The sequence below is a fragment of the Streptomyces sp. NPDC014734 genome, from assembly GCF_043083325.1.
Taxonomy (GTDB): domain Bacteria; phylum Actinomycetota; class Actinomycetes; order Streptomycetales; family Streptomycetaceae; genus Streptomyces.
On sequence record NZ_JBIBYN010000001.1, the window covers coordinates 773,854 to 791,368 of the forward strand.

Sequence of the window (17,515 nt, forward strand, 5' to 3'; positions counted from 1 at the left end):
CCGGACCAAGGGAAATCACACCGCCACGAGCCGTACCCGCTCGCCGCACAGCTTGGCCATGTCGTCAATATCGGAAGTCAGCATGACCACAGGGCGATGCTGTCGCAGCGCGGCCTCGGCGACGACCGCATCGATCGCGTACTTGTGTCCATGCAATCCGGCATTCATCAGCAACTTCGAGGCCGCCCTCGCCTCCTCGTCACCGACCGAGACGACCCGCAGCCCGGAAAGCACCCAGTTCAGGCGGGACTTGTTCGTACGCGCATGGACGGCCTCGATGATAGTGAGCGCACTGATCACGACCTCCATGCCTCGCGACCGCGCCTCAGCGATCAGGGCCACCACCTGCTCTTCGTCAGCGAGCAGCTTCGAGAGTCCCTCGCTGTCGAGGACCAGTGTCCCCTCGTGACTCAGCCTGCGGCGGGCCACTCGGCCTCCTCGGCGAACACCCCGTCGAAGACCTGCCGCGCCCGCTGACGAGCCGGCTCGGAGACCGGCCCCTTGCGGCTCTCGTAGTCCGCCAGGTACTCGTCCAGGACCTGCCCGCGCAGCTCACGCTCGACCGCCTCGGCAATGAAAGCGGAGAACTCCCGCTTGCCCACCCGAGCCCGGATCGCCTCCGCGGTCCCCTCCGGCAGCGACAAGCTCACCCGCGTCGCTGGCCCTTCCCCGATGCTGTACGTCGCCTCAGCCATGCCCCCGATTGTGTCAAACGAGTAGGAAAAGCGCCACGTCCGCACTACCTTCACAGCTCGGTCAGCGCCCCGCTCACGCAAATCCCAGCACAGGCACCCCCATCCCATCCCAACACGATCCCAGCACGGTACGGATGACCAGGGATGACGACAGGTGACGAGGGATCAGCTATCCCAGCACCATCCCAGCACGGGAAAAAACAAAGGGCCCGACTCCGAAGAGTCGGGCCCTCCCTGACCTGTATGTTTGCCAGATCAGCAAAGTTGTGATACGTAACCCGCTACACGTTGAAGCGGAACTCGACCACGTCGCCGTCCTGCATCACGTAGTCCTTGCCCTCCATGCGGGCCTTGCCCTTGGCGCGGGCCTCGGCGACCGAGCCCGTCTCGACCAGGTCCTCGAAGGAGACGATCTCCGCCTTGATGAAGCCCTTCTGGAAGTCGGTGTGGATCACACCGGCGGCCTCGGGGGCGGTGGCGCCCTTCTTGATCGTCCAGGCGCGGGCTTCCTTCGGGCCGGCCGTGAGGTAGGTCTGGAGGCCCAGGGTGTCGAAGCCGACGCGGCCGAGGGTGGCGAGGCCGGGCTCCTCCTGGCCCATGGACTGGAGGAGCTCCAGGGCCTCGTCGTCGTCGAGCTCGATCAGCTCGGACTCGATCTTGGCGTTGAGGAAGATCGCCTCGGCGGGTGCGACCAGGGCGCGCTGCTCGTTCTTGAAGTCCTCGTCGACCAGCTCGTCCTCGTCGACGTTGAAGACGTAGAGGAAGGGCTTGGTGGTGAGGAGGTGCAGCTCGTGGAGGAGCTTGCCCTTCTCGGTTCCCGCCGTGATGCCCGCGGCGAACAGGGTCTCGCCGGACTCCAGGATCTTCTGGGCCTCCTCGACCGCGGCGAGGACCGCGACCTTGTCCTTCTGGAGGCGGGACTCCTTCGTGAGGCGCGGGACGGCCTTCTCGACGGACTGGAGATCGGCGAGGATCAGCTCGGTGTTGATCGTCTCGATGTCGTCCTTGGGCGAGACCTTGCCGTCGACGTGGACGACGTTCTCGTCCTTGAAGGCGCGGATGACCTGGCAGATGGCGTCCGACTCACGGATGTTCGCGAGGAACTTGTTGCCGAGGCCCTCGCCCTCCGAGGCGCCCCGGACGATGCCGGCGATGTCGACGAAGTCGACCGTGGCGGGCAGCAGCCGCTGGGAGCCGAAGATCTCGGCAAGCTTGTTCAGGCGCGCGTCGGGGACGCCCACGACGCCCACGTTCGGCTCGATCGTGGCGAACGGGTAGTTGGCGGCCAGCACGTCGTTCTTGGTCAGGGCGTTGAACAGGGTCGACTTGCCGACATTCGGCAGACCGACGATTCCGATCGTGAGCGACACGTTGGCGACTTCCTGAAGGGATGGGAGGGCGGGTGGCCTCGGCCCGGGCGGGCCGATTCTCCAGTTTACGGGCGGGGGCAACCGGCCGGCCCCGCCGCCGTGGTCCGGGGCACGTCCGGGCGCGGGCTTCCTTCGGGCCGGTCCGTGATTCTCCCGTCCCGGGCCCGCGCCCGCGTTCTGTCCTCAGCCCACCCGCGACCCGTCCGGAGCCCGCGCCCGCGACCCGTCCGGAGCCCACCCCGCGCTCCGTCCCCATCCCATCCCGCGTTCCGTCCCCAGCCCACCCCGCACCCCGTCCGGAGCCCGTCCCCCGGCCCGTCCGGGGCCCGCGCCAGCGGTCCGATCGGGGAAGCGGCCCGGTTCCCTTTCGGCCGTGTGGGATCGAACTCACCCCCAAGGTCACCCAAAGGGCGTGTCCCGTACCCGCTTCCTCCCGCCCGGCGACCTACGTTGTCACGGTGGAGCAGCACAGGACACGTCCCCCGCAGCGCAGGCGGCCCCAGCAGGCCCCGCTGTCCCCGCAGGGCACCATCGACGAGGCCGCCACCGTCTACCGGGTGGTGGACACGAAGCCGGAGGGCCGGTCCCGGCCGGTGCCACCGGTCGTTCTCGCACTCCGCAGACTGCCCAACCCCCGGCTGACCGGCATCGGGGCGGGCCTCTTCGCCGCCGCCACCATGTTCGCACTGGCCTGCCTGATCGCACTCCTGTTCGATGGATCGGCGACCGTGTTCGGGGTGCTGTTTCTGCCGGTCAGCGCGTTGACCGGGCTGTGGGTGCGGCCGGCCGACCTGGTGACCGCCCCGATCATCGTGCCGATCGCGTTCGCCGTCGGGATCATCCCGATCTCCGGCGGCGAGGGAGGGTTCGCGGGCCAGACCATGGCGCTCGTCACCGCGCTCGCCGTGCACGCGGGGTGGCTGTACGGCGGCACGCTCGTCGCCGGCCTCATCGCGACCGTGCGCAAGGTCCGGCTGATGCGACAGCGTCAGCGCCAGCGCCGGGCGGTGTCCGGTTCGCAGGTGGCCCGGAACAAGGACGAGCCGGGGCCGCGTCGGCCCCGGCACTGAGGACCGGGCCCGGGACCGCGGAGGACCGTTACGCCACCGTGGCCGAGGCGGCCATCGCCGCGCCCACGATGCCCGCGTTGTTCTGCAGTTCCGCGGGCACCATCTCGGCCCGGACGCCCTCGATCAGGGGCAGGAACTTGTCCGCCTTGCGGCTGACTCCGCCGCCGATGATGAAGAGCTCGGGCGAGAACAGCATCTCCACGTGGCTCAGGTACTTCTGCACCCGGTGCGCCCAGTGGTGCCAGCTGAGGTCCTCGTCCTCCTTGGCCTTGGTGGAGGCGTGCCGCTCCGCGTCGTGGCCGTTCAGCTCCAGATGGCCCAGTTCGGTGTTGGGGACGAGCTTGCCGTCGACGAACAGGGCGCTGCCGATGCCCGTGCCGAACGTCAGGACGATGACGGTGCCCTTGCGACCCCGTCCCGCACCGAACGTCATCTCCGCGATGCCCGCGGCGTCGGCGTCGTTCAGGAGGGTGACGGGGAGGCCGAGTCTGTCGCCGAGCACGCCCCGGGCGTCGGTATCGACCCACCCCTTGTCGACATTGGCGGCGGTACGGGTGCAGCCGTCGGTGACGACTCCGGGGAAGGTGATGCCCACCGGGCCCGACCAGTCGAAGTGGCCGACCACCTCGGCCACGCACCCGGCGACGTCCTTGGGGGTGGCCGGGTGCGGGGTGAGCACCTTGTGACGTTCCTGCGCCAGGTCTCCGCGGTCCAGGTCAACGGGAGCGCCCTTGATCCCGGATCCGCCGATGTCCACGCCGAAGATCTGCATGCAATCCACGTTACGGGCAGGTGTCCCGGTCCACTTCCCGAAGCACGAACCCACCGGCTCCGAACCCCGGCCCTATTCCCTCTCCCGGCGCGACTGCCCGTCCGGACCCGACTGCCCGTCCGGACTCGACTGCCTGTCCGGGCTCGGCTGCCTGTCCGGGCTCGGCTGCCCCGCCGGGCGCGACTGCCCCGCCGACGCGGGCTCTTCCGGGCCCGGCTACTTCTCCGGCCTCGGCTGCTTCTCCATGAGCGTCGCGGCCTCGGCGCGCAGATCGCGCCGGAGCTCCTTGGGCAGCGAGAACGTGATGGACTCCTCGGCCGCCTTCACGATCTCCACGTCCTCGAAGCCCCGCTTGGACAGCCACTCCAGGACACCGTCGACCAGTACCTCGGGGACGGACGCGCCCGAGGTGACGCCGACCGTGGAGACTCCGTCCAGCCACGCCTCGTCGATCTCGTCGGCGAAGTCGACGAGGTGGGCGGCGCCGGCTCCGGCGCCGAGGGCGACCTCGACCAGGCGGACCGAGTTGGAGGAGTTCCTGGAGCCGACGACGATCACCAGGTCGGCGTCCGTACCCATCTGCTTCACGGCGGTCTGACGGTTCTGCGTGGCGTAGCAGATGTCGTCGCTGGGCGGCGAGATGAGGAGCGGGAACTTCTCCTTGAGCGCGCCGACCGTCTCCATCGTCTCGTCGACGGAGAGCGTGGTCTGGGAGAGCCAGACGACCCTCGACGGGTCGCGCACCTCGACGTTCGCGACGTCCTCGGGGCCGTCGACCAGCGTGATGTGGTCGGGGGCCTCGCCGGAGGTGCCGATGACCTCCTCGTGGCCCTCGTGGCCGATCAGGAGGATGTCGAAGTCGTCCTGCGCGAAGCGGACGGCTTCCTTGTGGACCTTGGTGACCAGGGGGCAGGTCGCGTCGATCGTGGCGAGACTCCGCTCGGCCGCCTCCTGGTGCACGGTCGGCGCGACACCGTGCGCGGAGAACATCACGATCGAGCCCTCGGGGACCTCCGCCGTTTCCTCGACGAAGATCGCGCCCTTCTTCTCCAGCGTCTGCACGACGTACTTGTTGTGGACGATCTCGTGGCGTACGTAGACCGGGGAGCCGTACTGCTCCAGGGCCTTCTCCACGGCGATCACGGCACGGTCCACGCCCGCGCAGTAGCCACGGGGAGCGGCGAGCAGGACGCGGCGGGGTGTCGGAGCAGTCATGCGCACCATCGTAAGGCCGCGCCGGACGCGCGGAAGATCGGCGGGGTCGCCAGACTGATCGCGTACGCGATCGGGACTCATGCGCACGCGATCGACGGAGGGCTCATGTCGGGGACCGGAGGCGGCGGCGATGTCGGCGGGGCCGCGGAGGGGCGGGGGTCGCGTCAGGAGGCGGGGCGGCTGCGGCGCACGCTCGGCTTCCGGGATCTGGTGGTCTACGGGCTCCTCTTCATCGCGCCGATGGCGCCGGTCGGGGTGTTCGGCACGCTCGACGCGAAGTCGGGGGGCGCGGTCGCGCTGGTCTACGTCGCGGCAACCGTGGTGATGGCGTTCACCGCGTTCAGTTACGCCCAGATGGTGCGTGTCGCCCCGTTGGCGGGTTCCGTCTTCGCGTACGCGCGCAAGGGGCTCGGGGAGGGTGCGGGGTTCGTCGCGGGGTGGATGGCGATGCTGGACTACCTGCTGATCCCGGCCGTCGCCTATCTCTTCTCCGGGATCGCGCTGCACGCGCTCGTGCCGTCGGTGTCGCAGTGGGTGTGGACGGCGCTCGCCGTCGTCGTGACCACGCTGCTCAATCTCCGGGGCGTACGGACCGCCGCCCGGGTCGGCTTCGCGGTCCTCGCGATGGAGATCCTGGTGCTGCTGGTGTTTCTGGTGTCGGCGGTGGTGGTCCTGGCACGGGACGGGGCACAGCGCGGCTGGCTGACCCCGTTCACCGGCGATTCCGGCTTCGCGATGTCGGCGGTGCTGGGGGCGGTGTCGGTGGCGGTGCTCTCGTACCTGGGCTTCGACGCGATCGCGTCGTTCGCCGAGGAGGTGGCGGGCGGCTCGGCGAAGGTGGCGCGGGCGTTGCTGTTCTGCCTGGTGCTCACGGGCACGCTGTTCGTGGCACAGGGCTACCTGGCCACGCTGCTGGAGCCGATGACGTCGGCGGAGCTGGCCGCTGCCCCGGCCGCGCAGGGATCGGCGTTCTACGACGCGGTGGACACGTCGGTCGGAGGCTGGCTGCACGATCTGGTGGCGGTCAGCAAGGCGATCGGGGCGGCGTTCGCGGCGCTGGCCGGGCAGGCGGCGGCCGGGCGGCTGGTGTTCGCGATGGCCAGGGAGCGGCGGCTGCCCTCCGTGCTGTCCGGCGTCGACCCGCGGTCCGGGGTACCGCGGTCCGCGATCCTGCTGGCGGCGGCGGTCACGCTGGTCGCCGCGGTGTGGGCGGCCCGGCGCCCGGACGGCCTCGACCATCTGGTGTCGGTCGTCGACATCGGCGCGCTGACGGCGTTCGTGCTGCTGCACGCGTCGGTGGTGGGCTGGTTCGCGGTGCGCCGGATGGAGGGGCCGCCGAGCTGGTGGCGGCATGTGCTGGTACCGGTGGTGGGGGCGGGGGTGCTGGTCGCGGTGATCGCGGAGGCGGCCGCGAGCGCGCAGGTGGTGGGGGTGTGCTGGTTGGGGGTGGGGCTGGTGGTGCTGGCGTTGCAGTACGGGCGACGACCTGTCTGAGGGGCAGTGGGCCCGGGAGCCGGTTCGTGAGCGGCCGGTTGTCGGTGCGGGCGGATACGCTCCCTCGCATGGCTCTCCAAACGTCCGCGGAAGCACCGCTGCCCGTCGGTGAGGTGTCCCGGCTCATCGGCGGGTGGATCGACCGGCTGGGTGCGGTCTGGGTCGAGGGGCAGATCACCCAGCTGTCCCGGCGGCCGGGTGCCGGTGTGGTGTTCCTGACGCTGCGCGACCCGTCGCGGGACGTCTCGGTGGGTGTGACGTGCTTCCGGCAGGTCTTCGACCGGATCGCGGACGTGGTGACGGAGGGGGCTCGGGTCGTCGTCCTCGCGAAGCCGGAGTGGTACGCGCCGCGCGGGCAGCTCTCGCTGCGGGCCACGGAGATACGGCCGGTCGGGGTCGGCGAGCTGCTGGTCCGCCTCGAACAGCTGAAGAGGTCGCTGACCTCGGAAGGACTCTTCGCGCTCGGCCGGAAGAAGCCGCTTCCGTTCCTGCCTCAGCTGATCGGGCTGGTCTGCGGGCGGGCCTCGGCGGCCGAGCGCGATGTGCTGGAGAACGCCCGCCGGCGGTGGCCCGCGGTCCGGTTCGAGGTGCGCAACACGGCGGTGCAGGGAGTGCACGCGGTCGATCAGGTGGTCCAGGCTGTGAAGGAGCTGGACGATCTCCCGGACGTCGACGTGATCGTCGTGGCACGGGGCGGCGGCAGTGTGGAGGACCTGCTGCCGTTCTCGGACGAACAGCTGATCCGTACGGTCGCCGCGTGCCGCACACCGGTGGTGTCCGCGATCGGCCATGAGCCCGACTCCCCGCTGCTCGACCTTGTCGCCGACCTGCGCGCCTCGACGCCGACGGACGCGGCGAAGAAGATCGTGCCCGATGTCGGCGAGGAGCTGGACCGGGTACGGCAGCTGCGGGACCGCGCGCTGCGCACGGTCCGGGGCCTGCTGGACCGGGAGGAACGGGGGCTGGCGCACGCCCTGGGCCGGCCGTCGATGGAGCACCCCCGGCGGATGGTGGACGAGCGGGCGTCGGAGATCGACGCGCTGGTCGGACGGAACCGTCGGGTGCTGGGCCATCTGCTGGACCGGGCCGATTCGGAGCTCGCCCACACCAGGGCACGCGTTGTCGCCTTGTCGCCCGCGGCGACGCTGGAGCGCGGGTACGCGGTGCTGCAGCGGGCGGACGGTCATGTGGTGCGGGCTCCCGAGGACGCGGGCACGGCGGGCGATGTGCTGCGGGCGCGGGTTTCGGGCGGCGAGTTCGCGGTGCGGGTGGCGGAGTGAACGCACCGGGCCGGTGCGGGCGGGGAACGAAGCCACCGGGCCGGTGCGGGCGGCGAAACGAGTGCACGGGGCGGGTGGGCGGCGGTTCGTCGCACGGCGCTCGACCATGCCCCCGGCGGAGCCGGTGACGGAGCCGGGGCCCGGGACGGGGACGGAGCCGGGGCCGGAACGCGGTCACGGCGGAAGTCGACGGGACCGGGAACGCGGAGGGCCCGGAGCACAGCCGTCCGGGGCCGCCGCAGCAATGACGGACGACGACATGGAGGGCTCATGATGGGCCGGAACATAGGGTGGAACGCATGACGGACGACGGAACCACGACGGCGGGTGCCACCGGCACGCTCGGATACGAGCAGGCCCGTGACGAGCTGATCGAAGTGGTACGACGCCTGGAGGCGGGCGGTACGACGCTGGAGGAGTCCCTCGCGCTGTGGGAACGGGGCGAGGAACTGGCGAAGGTGTGCCGGCACTGGCTGGAGGGCGCCCGAGCGCGTCTGGACGCGGCCCTGGCCGGACCTGCCGAGCAGCTCCGGAGCGGCGGCGCTCCCGGTGGCGACAGCAACGGCGACAGCAGTGGCGACGGCGGCGGCGAGGCGGACGACGACTGAGGCCCCGGCCTCCCCGACACCTACGAGTTCGTTGTGGAAGAGATCACTCCACCCTCGTTTTAGTTGAAAGTTAACCTACCTCTCCCGTACGGTGTTCCGCGTTGCTTGATCCACGCGTAAGCCCGGAAGGTACATCGCACCATGTCGCTCGCTCTTGACCCCGCCGCCCAGGACCTCCTCTTCCGTGAGGCCCGCACCGCCAACACCTTCACCGACGAGCCGGTGACCGACGAGCAGATCCAGGCGATCTACGACCTGGTCAAGTACGGCCCCACCGCGTTCAACCAGTCGCCGCTGCGCGTCGTCCTGGTCCGCTCCGACGACGCCCGCGCGCGCCTGGTGAAGCACATGGCCGAGGGCAACCAGCCGAAGACGTCGACCGCCCCGCTGGTCGCGATCCTGGCCACCGACAACGAGTTCCACGAGGAGCTCCCGGCGCTGCTCCCGCACTTCCCGCAGGCCAAGGACGCGTTCTTCTCCGAGCGCCCGGTCCGCGAGTCGGCCGCCACGCTCAACGGCGCGCTGCAGGCCGCGTACTTCATCATCGGCGTCCGCGCCGCGGGTCTGGCCGCCGGCCCGATGACCGGCTACGACGCCGCGGGCATCGAGAAGGAGTTCCTGGACGGCGACCACAACGTGCTGATGGTCGTCAACATCGGCAAGCCGGGCGAGGACGCCTGGTTCCCGCGTCTGCCGCGCCTGTCCTACGACGAGGTCGTCACCACCGTCTGATCACCTCGCCGCGGAACGCCCCCGCGGCCGCCGTCACGGCGGACACGAAGAAGGCCCCGAAGCAGCGCGCCGCGCCGCCCGGGGCCTCTTCCGTCCGCACCGACGAACACCGTGCGGGCCGGACGGACACCACACGGGCCCATGCGCACCGGGCGTCCCGCCACGAGTGGGCCCGGCAGGGAGTGCGGCAGGGACACGAGCGGGTGCGGCAGGAAGCCGGTCGGAGTGCGGCACGAGCCCCGTCACGGTCACCGCGGTCGCCGCGGCAGCCGCACGGGGGCGTTCAGGGAACCGTCATCCAAGCGGCGGGCACACCGCGCGAGGCGTCAGGACGCCTTCAGGGCGGCGGCCATCTCCGCCAGACGGTCCGCCGAGGCGGACCCCGTGACCACGGTGGTCGCGTCCTTGTCGTGGCGCACGAGGGCGTCGTACTTGTCGCCCTTCCAGTGCTGCCACGCCTCGCCCGCCACCTGGCGCGTACGCCCGGTGTCCTTGGCGTTCTGGCTCACCTCGGTCACGTACTTCTTCACCGGGGACGTGGACTGCTCGACGGCGACGTACTTGCCCTCCGGGTCGAGGAAGCCCAGGTGCCAACTGTTGCCGGCCTCGCGGTCGTAGCGGACCGAGGTCGGCTTCCAGTCCTTGGCCAGCCCGTCCGGGGCGACCACCGGATACGGTGCCGCGCGCCGCGCCGTCAGGAGTTCCACCCGGTAGTCGACCGCCGGGACCGGGTTGGCGTTCTTGTCGTGCGGAACGAAAATGTAGACAACCCCTGCCGCGGCGGTGGCCACCGCCATCGACAGGAACATGCCCCGCACCGTCTGCTTGCCTCGCTTGCTAGCCACGGACCCATGGTCGCATCAGAGCCGCAGGGCCCACTCCCCGGGGCGACCCGCTCAAAAGTGACCCGGTCTGCTCATATTATCGATCTGGCGATAGAGTCACAGCACCCTCTTCCGGTCGTCGCCGTACAGAAAGGTGCGCTCCGATGTCCGAGCATCATCTGCCGTCTCAGCTCGAGGTCTCCCCGGAGGCCCCCGACCGCAACCTCGCCCTGGAACTGGTCCGGGTCACCGAGGCCGCCGCCATGGCGGCGGGACGCTGGGTCGGCCGCGGCGACAAGAACGGCGCCGACGGTGCCGCCGTGAAGGCCATGCGGACCCTCGTCTCCACCGTCTCGATGAACGGTGTCGTCGTCATCGGCGAGGGCGAGAAGGACGAAGCCCCCATGCTGTTCAACGGCGAGCACGTCGGTGACGGCACCGGTCCCGAGGTCGACATCGCGGTCGACCCGATCGACGGCACGACCCTGAACGCCAAGGGCATGCCGAACGCGATCGCCGTGCTGGCCGCCGCCGACCGCGGCGCCATGTTCGACCCGTCCGCGGTCTTCTACATGGACAAGCTGGTCACCGGTCCCGAGGCCGCCGACTTCGTCGACATCAACGCGCCCGTCTCGGTGAACATCCGCCGGGTCGCGAAGGCGAAGAACTCCACCCCCGAGGACGTCACCGTCGTCGTCCTCGACCGCCCCCGCCACGAGGGCATCGTCAAGGAGATCCGGGAGACCGGCGCCCGGATCAAGTTCATCTCCGACGGCGACGTCGCCGGCTCGATCATGGCCGCACGCGAAGGCACCGGTGTGGACCTGCTGATGGGCATCGGCGGCACGCCCGAGGGCATCATCTCCGCGTGCGCCATAAAGTGCCTCGGCGGTGTCATCCAGGGCAGGCTCTGGCCGAAGGACGAGGCCGAGCGGCAGCGCGCCCTGGACGCCGGACACGACCTGGACCGGGTGCTGTCCACCGACGACCTGGTCAGCGGCGACAACGTGTTCTTCGTCGCTACCGGCATCACGGACGGCGAACTGATGCGCGGTGTGCGGTACCGCGCGGAGACGGCCACCACCGAATCGATCGTCATGCGGTCCAAGTCCGGCACCATCCGGAAGATCGACTCGACGCACCGGCTGTCGAAGCTGCGCGCCTACAGCGCGATCGACTTCGACCGCGCGAAGTAGACCCGCTCCCCCGGAACAACGGCACAACGGAACAACGGCACGACCGCGGCGGACCCGTCCAGCGGACTCGTCCGGCAAACCCGCCCGGCGGCCCCGTTCCCGTGGACTTGTTCCCGTGGACCCGTTTCGCGGACCCGTTCCGGTGGATCCCTCCTGCGGATCCGTCCCGAAGGGTCCGGGGGACGTACGCGAAGAGGCGCCCCGTATGTGCGGTGGGGCGCCTCTTCGCATGAACGGAACCGGCCCGCCCGACGCCGCACACGGCACACGCGCGGGCACACGCACGCCGCGCATCACGGGACAACCACACACCGGGTACGCACGCGCGGGCATACGCACGCATCACAGACAGACACGCACGGGACAGTCGCGCACACGGATCATCCGTCGCCAGGCCAGGGCACCCGGGCCCAGGAACCTCCCGATGCACTCCCCGTCACCCGTGCCCGTGCCGGGCCCGCGCCTGTGCCGGTCGGCTCCGGCGCGCCCTGCGGCCCCGCCGCTCCCGCGGGTCAGCCCGCCGCGGCGACGCGGCTCGCGGCCGGGGAGGAGGCGGCCGACGCCTTGAGCTCCATCTCGCGACGTCTGCGACGGGCGAGCACCACCCGGCGTTCGGCGGCGGTGAGGCCGCCCCACACGCCGTACGGCTCCGGCTGTATGAGTGCGTGTTCCTGGCATTCGATCATCACCGGACAACGCGCGCAGACCCGCTTCGCGGACTCCTCTCGGGCGAGTCTGGCAGCGGTCGGCTCCTTCGACGGCGCGAAGAACAGTCCCGCCTCGTCACGGCGGCACACCGCCTCCGAGTGCCAGGGGCCGGCCTGGTCCTCCCGAGCGGGGGTGCGCTGGGGAGGGACGGCGGCGACCTGCAGGGGCTGATGCGGCGGTTGCAGCACGGTCTACTCCTGACGACGGCTTCGCGAGCGAGCGACGATGGAGCAGTCCCTACCCGCTGTACGTACGCCTATGCACTGAGTGGCCCCCACTTCCAGGCTGCGGAACTGCCGCTGGTCGGGAATGTGGCTGGATCTCGAAGGGGGTCCTCCAGGGGTCCGGCAGGGGTTCCGAAGGGGTTCCGGGAGGGGCTCGGGGGGACAAAAAGCCGGGAGAGCCCGAAAGGGGCCCGGCAGGAACCGGGAAGGCGTCCGGAAGGAATCCGGCACGGGTTCGGGAAGGGGCCGTGATCGACCCGGAAGCGTTCCGGGCCGATCACGGGGAAGCTTCCCGGGAAGCGGACCGGGGAGGCGGATGGGGGGCGCGTCGGCCCCGGCCGGACTCAGCCCAGGTACTTGCGCAGCCGGTTCTGGAGGTCGGCGATGAACTTCCCGCGCCGGGGCTTCGCCTCGACGCTGCCGAAGACCGCGTATCCGTTGACGACGACCACCGGCGCCTCGGGGTCCTCCGACTCCAGCGTGGCGACCTCGAAACTGCCGAGGACCCCGGTGCCGCTGCCGCGCAGGGAGATGTTCTCCGGGACCTTGATATCCACGCTGCCGAAGATCGAGGTCGCGTTGATCACCGTGAGCCTCTGGCCGAAAAGCGCCTCGGTCAGATCGATCTCCACGCTGCCGAAGACCGCGAAGGCGTTCGTGCGGTCGCCGACCCTCCAACGCCCCCGGCGGGTCGAACTGCTGAAGACCGCCACCAGGTTCTCGGCCGGGCCCGCCGGATTCGCCTGGTCGTGGACACCGGGCACGCCGGTCCGGTGGGTGCCTCCGGGCACGGGCAGATCGCGCACCAGTGGTTCGAGTTCGCCGACGGTCTTGGTGCGGTAGACCGCGTCGATCCGCTCGGAGTGTTCCTCGGCGGTGAGCCGGCCCTCGGCCAAGGCCTCGCGCAGGATGTCCGCGATCCTGTCGCGGTCCGCGTCGGAGGCCCGGATACCGGCCGGCTCGGCCGGGGCGGCCGGAGCCACGGGCTGCTGGGGTTGCTTTTCGAGGTCCACCGCCCCAGGGTACCGAAACGCGATAGATCGCGACTAGTCCCTGCCGCGCCCCCGCCGTGTCGCCACGGCGCCCGCCACCCCGCCCCCGCACTCCATCGTCGGCACCTCACCGCCGGCACCCCATCGCTCCGTCTCTCCCGAATCGCGTCGCTCCCCCACCTCGGAACCGCGCCGCTCACCCGCACCACCCCACCCGGGCACCGCCACGCGCGGGCGGTACCGCCACGCGCGGGCCGTCCGGACTGAGCCTTACCTCACAGCTTCGGCCCCCGTGCGCCGTTCTACCCTGGTGGGTGCGCTGCCCGAGGGAGGCCAGCCGCCGTCTGCCGAGTGAGGAATGGCCGTAATGCCAGAGTTTGCGTACTCCGATCTGCTCCCCCTGGGAGAGGACACCACGCCCTATCGTCTGGTGACCTCCGAGGGTGTCTCCACCTTCGAGGCCGACGGCCGTACGTTCCTCAAGGTCGCCCCGGAGGCGCTGCGCACCCTGGCCGCCGAGGCCATGCACGACATCTCGCACTACCTGCGCCCCGCCCACCTGGCGCAGCTTCGGCGGATCGTGGACGACCCCGAGGCGTCGTCCAACGACAAGTTCGTCGCGCTCGACCTGCTGAAGAACGCGAACATCGCCGCAGCGGGTGTCCTGCCGATGTGCCAGGACACCGGAACCGCGATCGTGATGGGCAAGCGCGGGCAGAACGTGCTCACCGAGGGCGGCGACGAGGAGGCGCTGTCGCACGGCATCTTCGACGCGTACACCAAGCTCAACCTGCGCTACTCGCAGATGGCTCCGCTCACCATGTGGGAGGAGAAGAACACCGGCTCGAACCTGCCCGCGCAGATCGAGCTGTACGCCACCGACGGCGGCGCGTACAAGTTCCTCTTCATGGCGAAGGGCGGCGGCTCGGCCAACAAGTCGTTCCTCTTCCAGGAGACGAAGGCCGTACTGAACGAGACCTCCATGATGAAGTTCCTGGAGGAGAAGATCCGTTCGCTGGGTACGGCCGCCTGCCCGCCGTACCACCTGGCGATCGTCGTCGGCGGCACGTCGGCCGAGTTCGCGCTGAAGACCGCGAAGTACGCCTCCGCGCACTACCTGGACGAGCTGCCCGCCGAGGGCTCCCCCACCGGTCACGGTTTCCGTGACAAGGAGCTGGAGGAGAAGGTCTTCGAGCTGACGCAGAAGATCGGCATCGGCGCCCAGTTCGGCGGCAAGTACTTCTGCCACGACGTGCGCGTGGTCCGCCTCCCCCGGCACGGAGCCTCGCTGCCCGTCGCGATCGCCGTGTCCTGCTCGGCGGACCGCCAGGCCGTCGCGAAGATCACCGCCGAGGGCGTCTTCCTGGAGCAGTTGGAGAAGGACCCGGCGCGCTTCCTCCCGGACACCACCGACGAGCACCTTGACGAGTCGGGCGACGTCGTGCGGGTCGACCTCAGCCGGCCCATGGACGAGATCCTCGCCGAGCTGACCAAGTACCCGGTCAAGACCCGGCTCTCGCTGACCGGCCCGCTGGTCGTGGCCCGCGACATCGCGCACGCCAAGATCAAGGAGCGGCTGGACGCGGGCGAGGAGATGCCGCAGTACCTGAAGGACCACCCGGTGTACTACGCGGGCCCGGCGAAGACGCCCGAGGGGTACGCCTCCGGCTCCTTCGGCCCGACGACGGCGGGCCGGATGGACAGCTACGTCGCCCAGTTCCAGGCGGCGGGCGGCTCCAAGGTGATGCTGGCCAAGGGCAACCGCTCCAAGCAGGTCACCGACGCGTGCGACGCGCACGGCGGCTTCTACCTGGGCTCGATCGGCGGTCCGGCGGCGCGCCTGGCGCAGGACTGCATCAAGAAGGTCGAGGTCGTCGAGTACGAAGAACTCGGCATGGAGGCGGTGTGGAAGATCGAGGTGGAGGACTTCCCCGCGTTCATCGTCGTCGACGACAAGGGCAACGACTTCTTCACCGAGCCCGCCCCGGCGCCGACGTTCACCAGCATCCCGGTGCGCGGCCCCGGACTCGCCTGACGGTTCTCCGGGGCGCCTCCGGTGGTACGGGCCCGACCCGTACCACCGGAGGCGCCCCTTTTTCACGCATGGGCGCCGGGCCCCACCGCCCGTGAACAACCGGCCCCACCGCCCACGGACAAAGGGCCCTGCCCCCGTGAAACAACGGGCCCCGCCCCTCCCGGCCGCGCCCGTCCCGACACGTCCCGCCCCTCCCGGCCGCGCCCGTCCGGCCCCGTCCGGCCCGGTCCGGCCCGGTCCGGCCTCGCCGCGTACCGTCCTGCCCCGCCCTGCCCGGTCCCGGCGCGATCGCCCGATGCCCGGTCCCGGCGACGGTTCGCGTACGACGGGTTTCAGCCAATCTCGCGACGCCCGAAGCGGGACCGGCGACCGGCCCCGGCACGGTCGCGCCGTTCCGGTCCGCGCGACCGCCACCGGCGCTCCGCCGCTCACCCGGAGTGGGCCCGTACAGCCCCGCCCACCTCGGCACGGGGCGCTGCGACAGCCGGTCCGGCACCGCAGCTTTCACGCAGCGTGCCGTTTCCGGGACTTGCGTCGTCCCGGGCCTCTGCGGTGGGTTGTCGGAGTTCCCCGACGCACTCGGCGTTCCGCGTGCGCGGGGAATCAGGACACCGTGCCGAGGAGACCCGGGACCGGGAAGAGCCCCGGGGAACCAGTAGTACGGCCCGGACAGTCCAGAGTTCAACCGTCACCCCCACACCCCGGACACCACGCCCGGTCCGCGCAGCGGCCGGGCGCGGGCCCGAACACTCTCACCACACCGTCGAACACCGGAAAGGCGGACGCCGAATGACGCCGCTTCCCCACCGCAGCCACGCCGACGACCTGCTGTCCTTCATCCAAGCCAGCCCTTCCCCGTACCACGCGGTCACGAGTGCCGCCCAGCGCCTGGAGAAGGCCGGCTTCCGCGAACTGTGTGTCACGGACGACTGGACGGGCACGACCGGCGGCAGTTTCGTCACCCGCGGCGGTGCCCTGATCGCCTGGTACGTCCCCGAGGGCGCCCCGGCGCACACCCCGTTCCGGATCGTCGGCACGCACACCGACTCACCGAACCTGCGGGTCAAACCGACCCCCGACACCGGGGCGGCGGGCTGGCGGCAGGTCGCCGTGGAGGTGTACGGCGGCGTCCCGCTGAACACCTGGCTCGACCGCGATCTCGGCATCTCCGGCCGGCTCGCGCTGCGTGCCCCCGGCGGCAGGGTGGAGTCGCGGCTCGTCCAGATCGACGAACCGCTCCTGCGGGTCCCCCAGTTGGCCATCCATCTGGACCGCACGGTCAATGAGGGGCTGGCCCTCGACCGGCAGCGTCACGTCGCCCCGCTGTGGGCGCTCGGGGCGCCCGAGCAGGGCGCACTGCTGCGGCGGGTCGTCGAGACCGCCGAGGTGGACCCGGGCGAGGTTCTCGGCTGGGACCTGATGCTCCACGACATCCAGCCGCCCGGATACCTGGGGGCCGACCGGGAGTTCGTGGTCTCCGCCCGGCTGGACAACCTGGTGTCGGTGCACGCGGGCGTCACGGCGCTGGTGGCCGCGGCGACCGGGGACGAGGAACCGGCGTACGTCCCCGTCCTGGCGGCGTTCGACCACGAGGAGGTCGGCAGCGGTTCGGAGACAGGCGCGCAGAGCCCCCTGCTGGAGCGGGTCCTGGGCCGATCGGTCGCCGCGCGCGGGGGCGGTTCGGAGGACTGGGCCCGGGCCCTGTCCGGTGCCTTCTGCGTGTCGTCCGACATGGCGCACGCCGTCCACCCCAATTACGTGGAACGGCACGATCCGGGCCATCACCCGCTGCCCAACGACGGGCCCACGCTGAAGGTCAACGTCAATCAGCGGTACGCCACGGACAGCACCGGCATGGCGGTGTTCGCGGCGGCGTGCGAGCGGGCGGGGGCTCCGTGGCAGCAGTTCGTCTCCAACAACGCGATGCCGTGCGGCACGTCCATCGGCCCGCTCACCGCGGCCCGGCTCGGCGTCACGACGGTCGACGTGGGGGTGCCCGGACTGTCCATGCACTCGGCGCGTGAACTGTGCGGAGCGGCGGACCCCGGCCATCTGGCCGCCATCCTGGGCGCATTCATGACATCCGGCTGAGTCGCCTCGGCGGCGGGCGGGCGGAAGCGGGCGGGGGGGGGGGGGGGGCCGGGGGGGGGGATTAGGGCCCCCCCCCCCCCCCCCCCCCCCCCCGGCGGGGGGGGCCCCCCCCCCCCCCCCCCCCCCCCCCCCCCCCCGCCACCCCACCCTGTGTCCTGCGTCACTGCTGCTCCGTCGTGTGCTGTCGGTTGCCGTGCCGGTCGCGTGCC

Annotated in this window: 16 protein-coding genes; 8 read left to right on the forward strand and 8 right to left on the reverse strand. The window is 71.0% G+C overall.

Translation table 11 applies throughout. The features are described 5' to 3' along the window. Positions 1 to 15 precede the first annotated feature (15 nt). The 3 genes from ACF1CT_RS03340 to ychF all read right to left on the reverse strand — a co-directional run bounded on the left by ACF1CT_RS03340 (position 16) and on the right by ychF (position 2,065). Entirely contained in the window at positions 16 to 429 is a 414-nt protein-coding gene (locus tag ACF1CT_RS03340) for a DNA-binding protein (protein ID WP_391782031.1), read from the reverse strand. Then, positions 411 to 695, reverse strand: a complete 285-nt coding sequence (locus ACF1CT_RS03345) for a hypothetical protein (protein WP_391782032.1) — start codon at positions 693 to 695, stop codon at positions 411 to 413. The genes ACF1CT_RS03340 and ACF1CT_RS03345 overlap by 19 nt, the downstream gene beginning before the upstream one ends. A 281-nt stretch (positions 696 to 976) precedes the next feature. Next, complete coding sequence (gene ychF / locus ACF1CT_RS03350; RefSeq protein WP_391782033.1) at positions 977 to 2,065, reverse strand: redox-regulated ATPase YchF; 1,089 nt, start codon at positions 2,063 to 2,065, stop codon at positions 977 to 979. A 530-nt stretch (positions 2,066 to 2,595) separates the two neighbouring features. Here ychF and ACF1CT_RS03355 point away from each other — a divergent pair. Further along, positions 2,596 to 3,135, forward strand: coding sequence for a DUF6542 domain-containing protein (locus ACF1CT_RS03355; RefSeq protein ID WP_391782177.1), 540 nt, complete (start codon positions 2,596 to 2,598; stop codon positions 3,133 to 3,135). 28 nt (positions 3,136 to 3,163) lie between these two features. On the opposite strand, the gene ppgK is transcribed toward ACF1CT_RS03355, so the two are convergent. Together ppgK and ACF1CT_RS03365 are read right to left on the reverse strand one after the other, a co-directional pair. Continuing rightward, entirely contained in the window at positions 3,164 to 3,907 is a 744-nt protein-coding gene (gene ppgK / locus ACF1CT_RS03360; RefSeq protein WP_391782034.1) for a polyphosphate--glucose phosphotransferase, read from the reverse strand. A gap of 216 nt (positions 3,908 to 4,123) precedes the next feature. Then, positions 4,124 to 5,131: a 4-hydroxy-3-methylbut-2-enyl diphosphate reductase gene (locus ACF1CT_RS03365; protein ID WP_391782035.1), complete on the reverse strand. Its 1,008-nt coding sequence runs from the start codon at positions 5,129 to 5,131 to the stop codon at positions 4,124 to 4,126. Positions 5,132 to 5,227: 96 nt separating this feature from the next. Between ACF1CT_RS03365 and ACF1CT_RS03370 the strand changes: the two genes are divergently transcribed. The 4 genes from ACF1CT_RS03370 (at position 5,228) to ACF1CT_RS03385 (ending at position 9,236) form a co-directional block, all read left to right on the forward strand. Continuing rightward, the gene (locus tag ACF1CT_RS03370; RefSeq protein WP_391782036.1) at positions 5,228 to 6,616 is read left to right on the forward strand and encodes an APC family permease; all 1,389 of its coding nucleotides are present in this window, start codon (positions 5,228 to 5,230) and stop codon (positions 6,614 to 6,616) included. A gap of 68 nt (positions 6,617 to 6,684) precedes the next feature. Then, positions 6,685 to 7,896: an exodeoxyribonuclease VII large subunit gene (xseA, locus tag ACF1CT_RS03375; RefSeq protein WP_391782037.1), complete on the forward strand. Its 1,212-nt coding sequence runs from the start codon at positions 6,685 to 6,687 to the stop codon at positions 7,894 to 7,896. A 299-nt stretch (positions 7,897 to 8,195) separates the two neighbouring features. Next, a complete protein-coding gene (locus ACF1CT_RS03380; protein WP_391782038.1) occupies positions 8,196 to 8,504 on the forward strand; it encodes an exodeoxyribonuclease VII small subunit in 309 nt (102 codons plus the stop codon). A gap of 141 nt (positions 8,505 to 8,645) precedes the next feature. Beyond that, positions 8,646 to 9,236: a malonic semialdehyde reductase gene (locus tag ACF1CT_RS03385; protein ID WP_391782039.1), complete on the forward strand. Its 591-nt coding sequence runs from the start codon at positions 8,646 to 8,648 to the stop codon at positions 9,234 to 9,236. Between the two features lie 326 nt (positions 9,237 to 9,562). On the opposite strand, the gene ACF1CT_RS03390 is transcribed toward ACF1CT_RS03385, so the two are convergent. Continuing rightward, positions 9,563 to 10,081 (reverse strand): DUF4245 domain-containing protein, encoded by a 519-nt coding sequence (locus ACF1CT_RS03390; RefSeq protein ID WP_391782040.1) that lies wholly within the window; start codon positions 10,079 to 10,081, stop codon positions 9,563 to 9,565. A gap of 143 nt (positions 10,082 to 10,224) precedes the next feature. Between ACF1CT_RS03390 and glpX the strand changes: the two genes are divergently transcribed. Next, positions 10,225 to 11,256, forward strand: coding sequence for a class II fructose-bisphosphatase (gene glpX, locus ACF1CT_RS03395; protein ID WP_391782041.1), 1,032 nt, complete (start codon positions 10,225 to 10,227; stop codon positions 11,254 to 11,256). A gap of 512 nt (positions 11,257 to 11,768) precedes the next feature. Here the strand turns inward: glpX and ACF1CT_RS03400 are convergent. Continuing rightward, on the reverse strand, positions 11,769 to 12,152 hold the full coding sequence (locus tag ACF1CT_RS03400) for a WhiB family transcriptional regulator (protein ID WP_391782042.1): 384 nt from the start codon (positions 12,150 to 12,152) through the stop codon (positions 11,769 to 11,771). 380 nt (positions 12,153 to 12,532) lie between these two features. Next, complete coding sequence (locus tag ACF1CT_RS03405) at positions 12,533 to 13,201, reverse strand: DUF1707 domain-containing protein (protein ID WP_391782043.1); 669 nt, start codon at positions 13,199 to 13,201, stop codon at positions 12,533 to 12,535. A gap of 346 nt (positions 13,202 to 13,547) precedes the next feature. Between ACF1CT_RS03405 and ACF1CT_RS03410 the strand changes: the two genes are divergently transcribed. Further along, on the forward strand, positions 13,548 to 15,215 hold the full coding sequence (locus ACF1CT_RS03410; protein WP_391782044.1) for a fumarate hydratase: 1,668 nt from the start codon (positions 13,548 to 13,550) through the stop codon (positions 15,213 to 15,215). Positions 15,216 to 16,004: 789 nt separating this feature from the next. Continuing rightward, positions 16,005 to 17,306, forward strand: coding sequence for a M18 family aminopeptidase (locus ACF1CT_RS03415; RefSeq protein WP_391782045.1), 1,302 nt, complete (start codon positions 16,005 to 16,007; stop codon positions 17,304 to 17,306). Positions 17,307 to 17,515 lie beyond the last annotated feature (209 nt).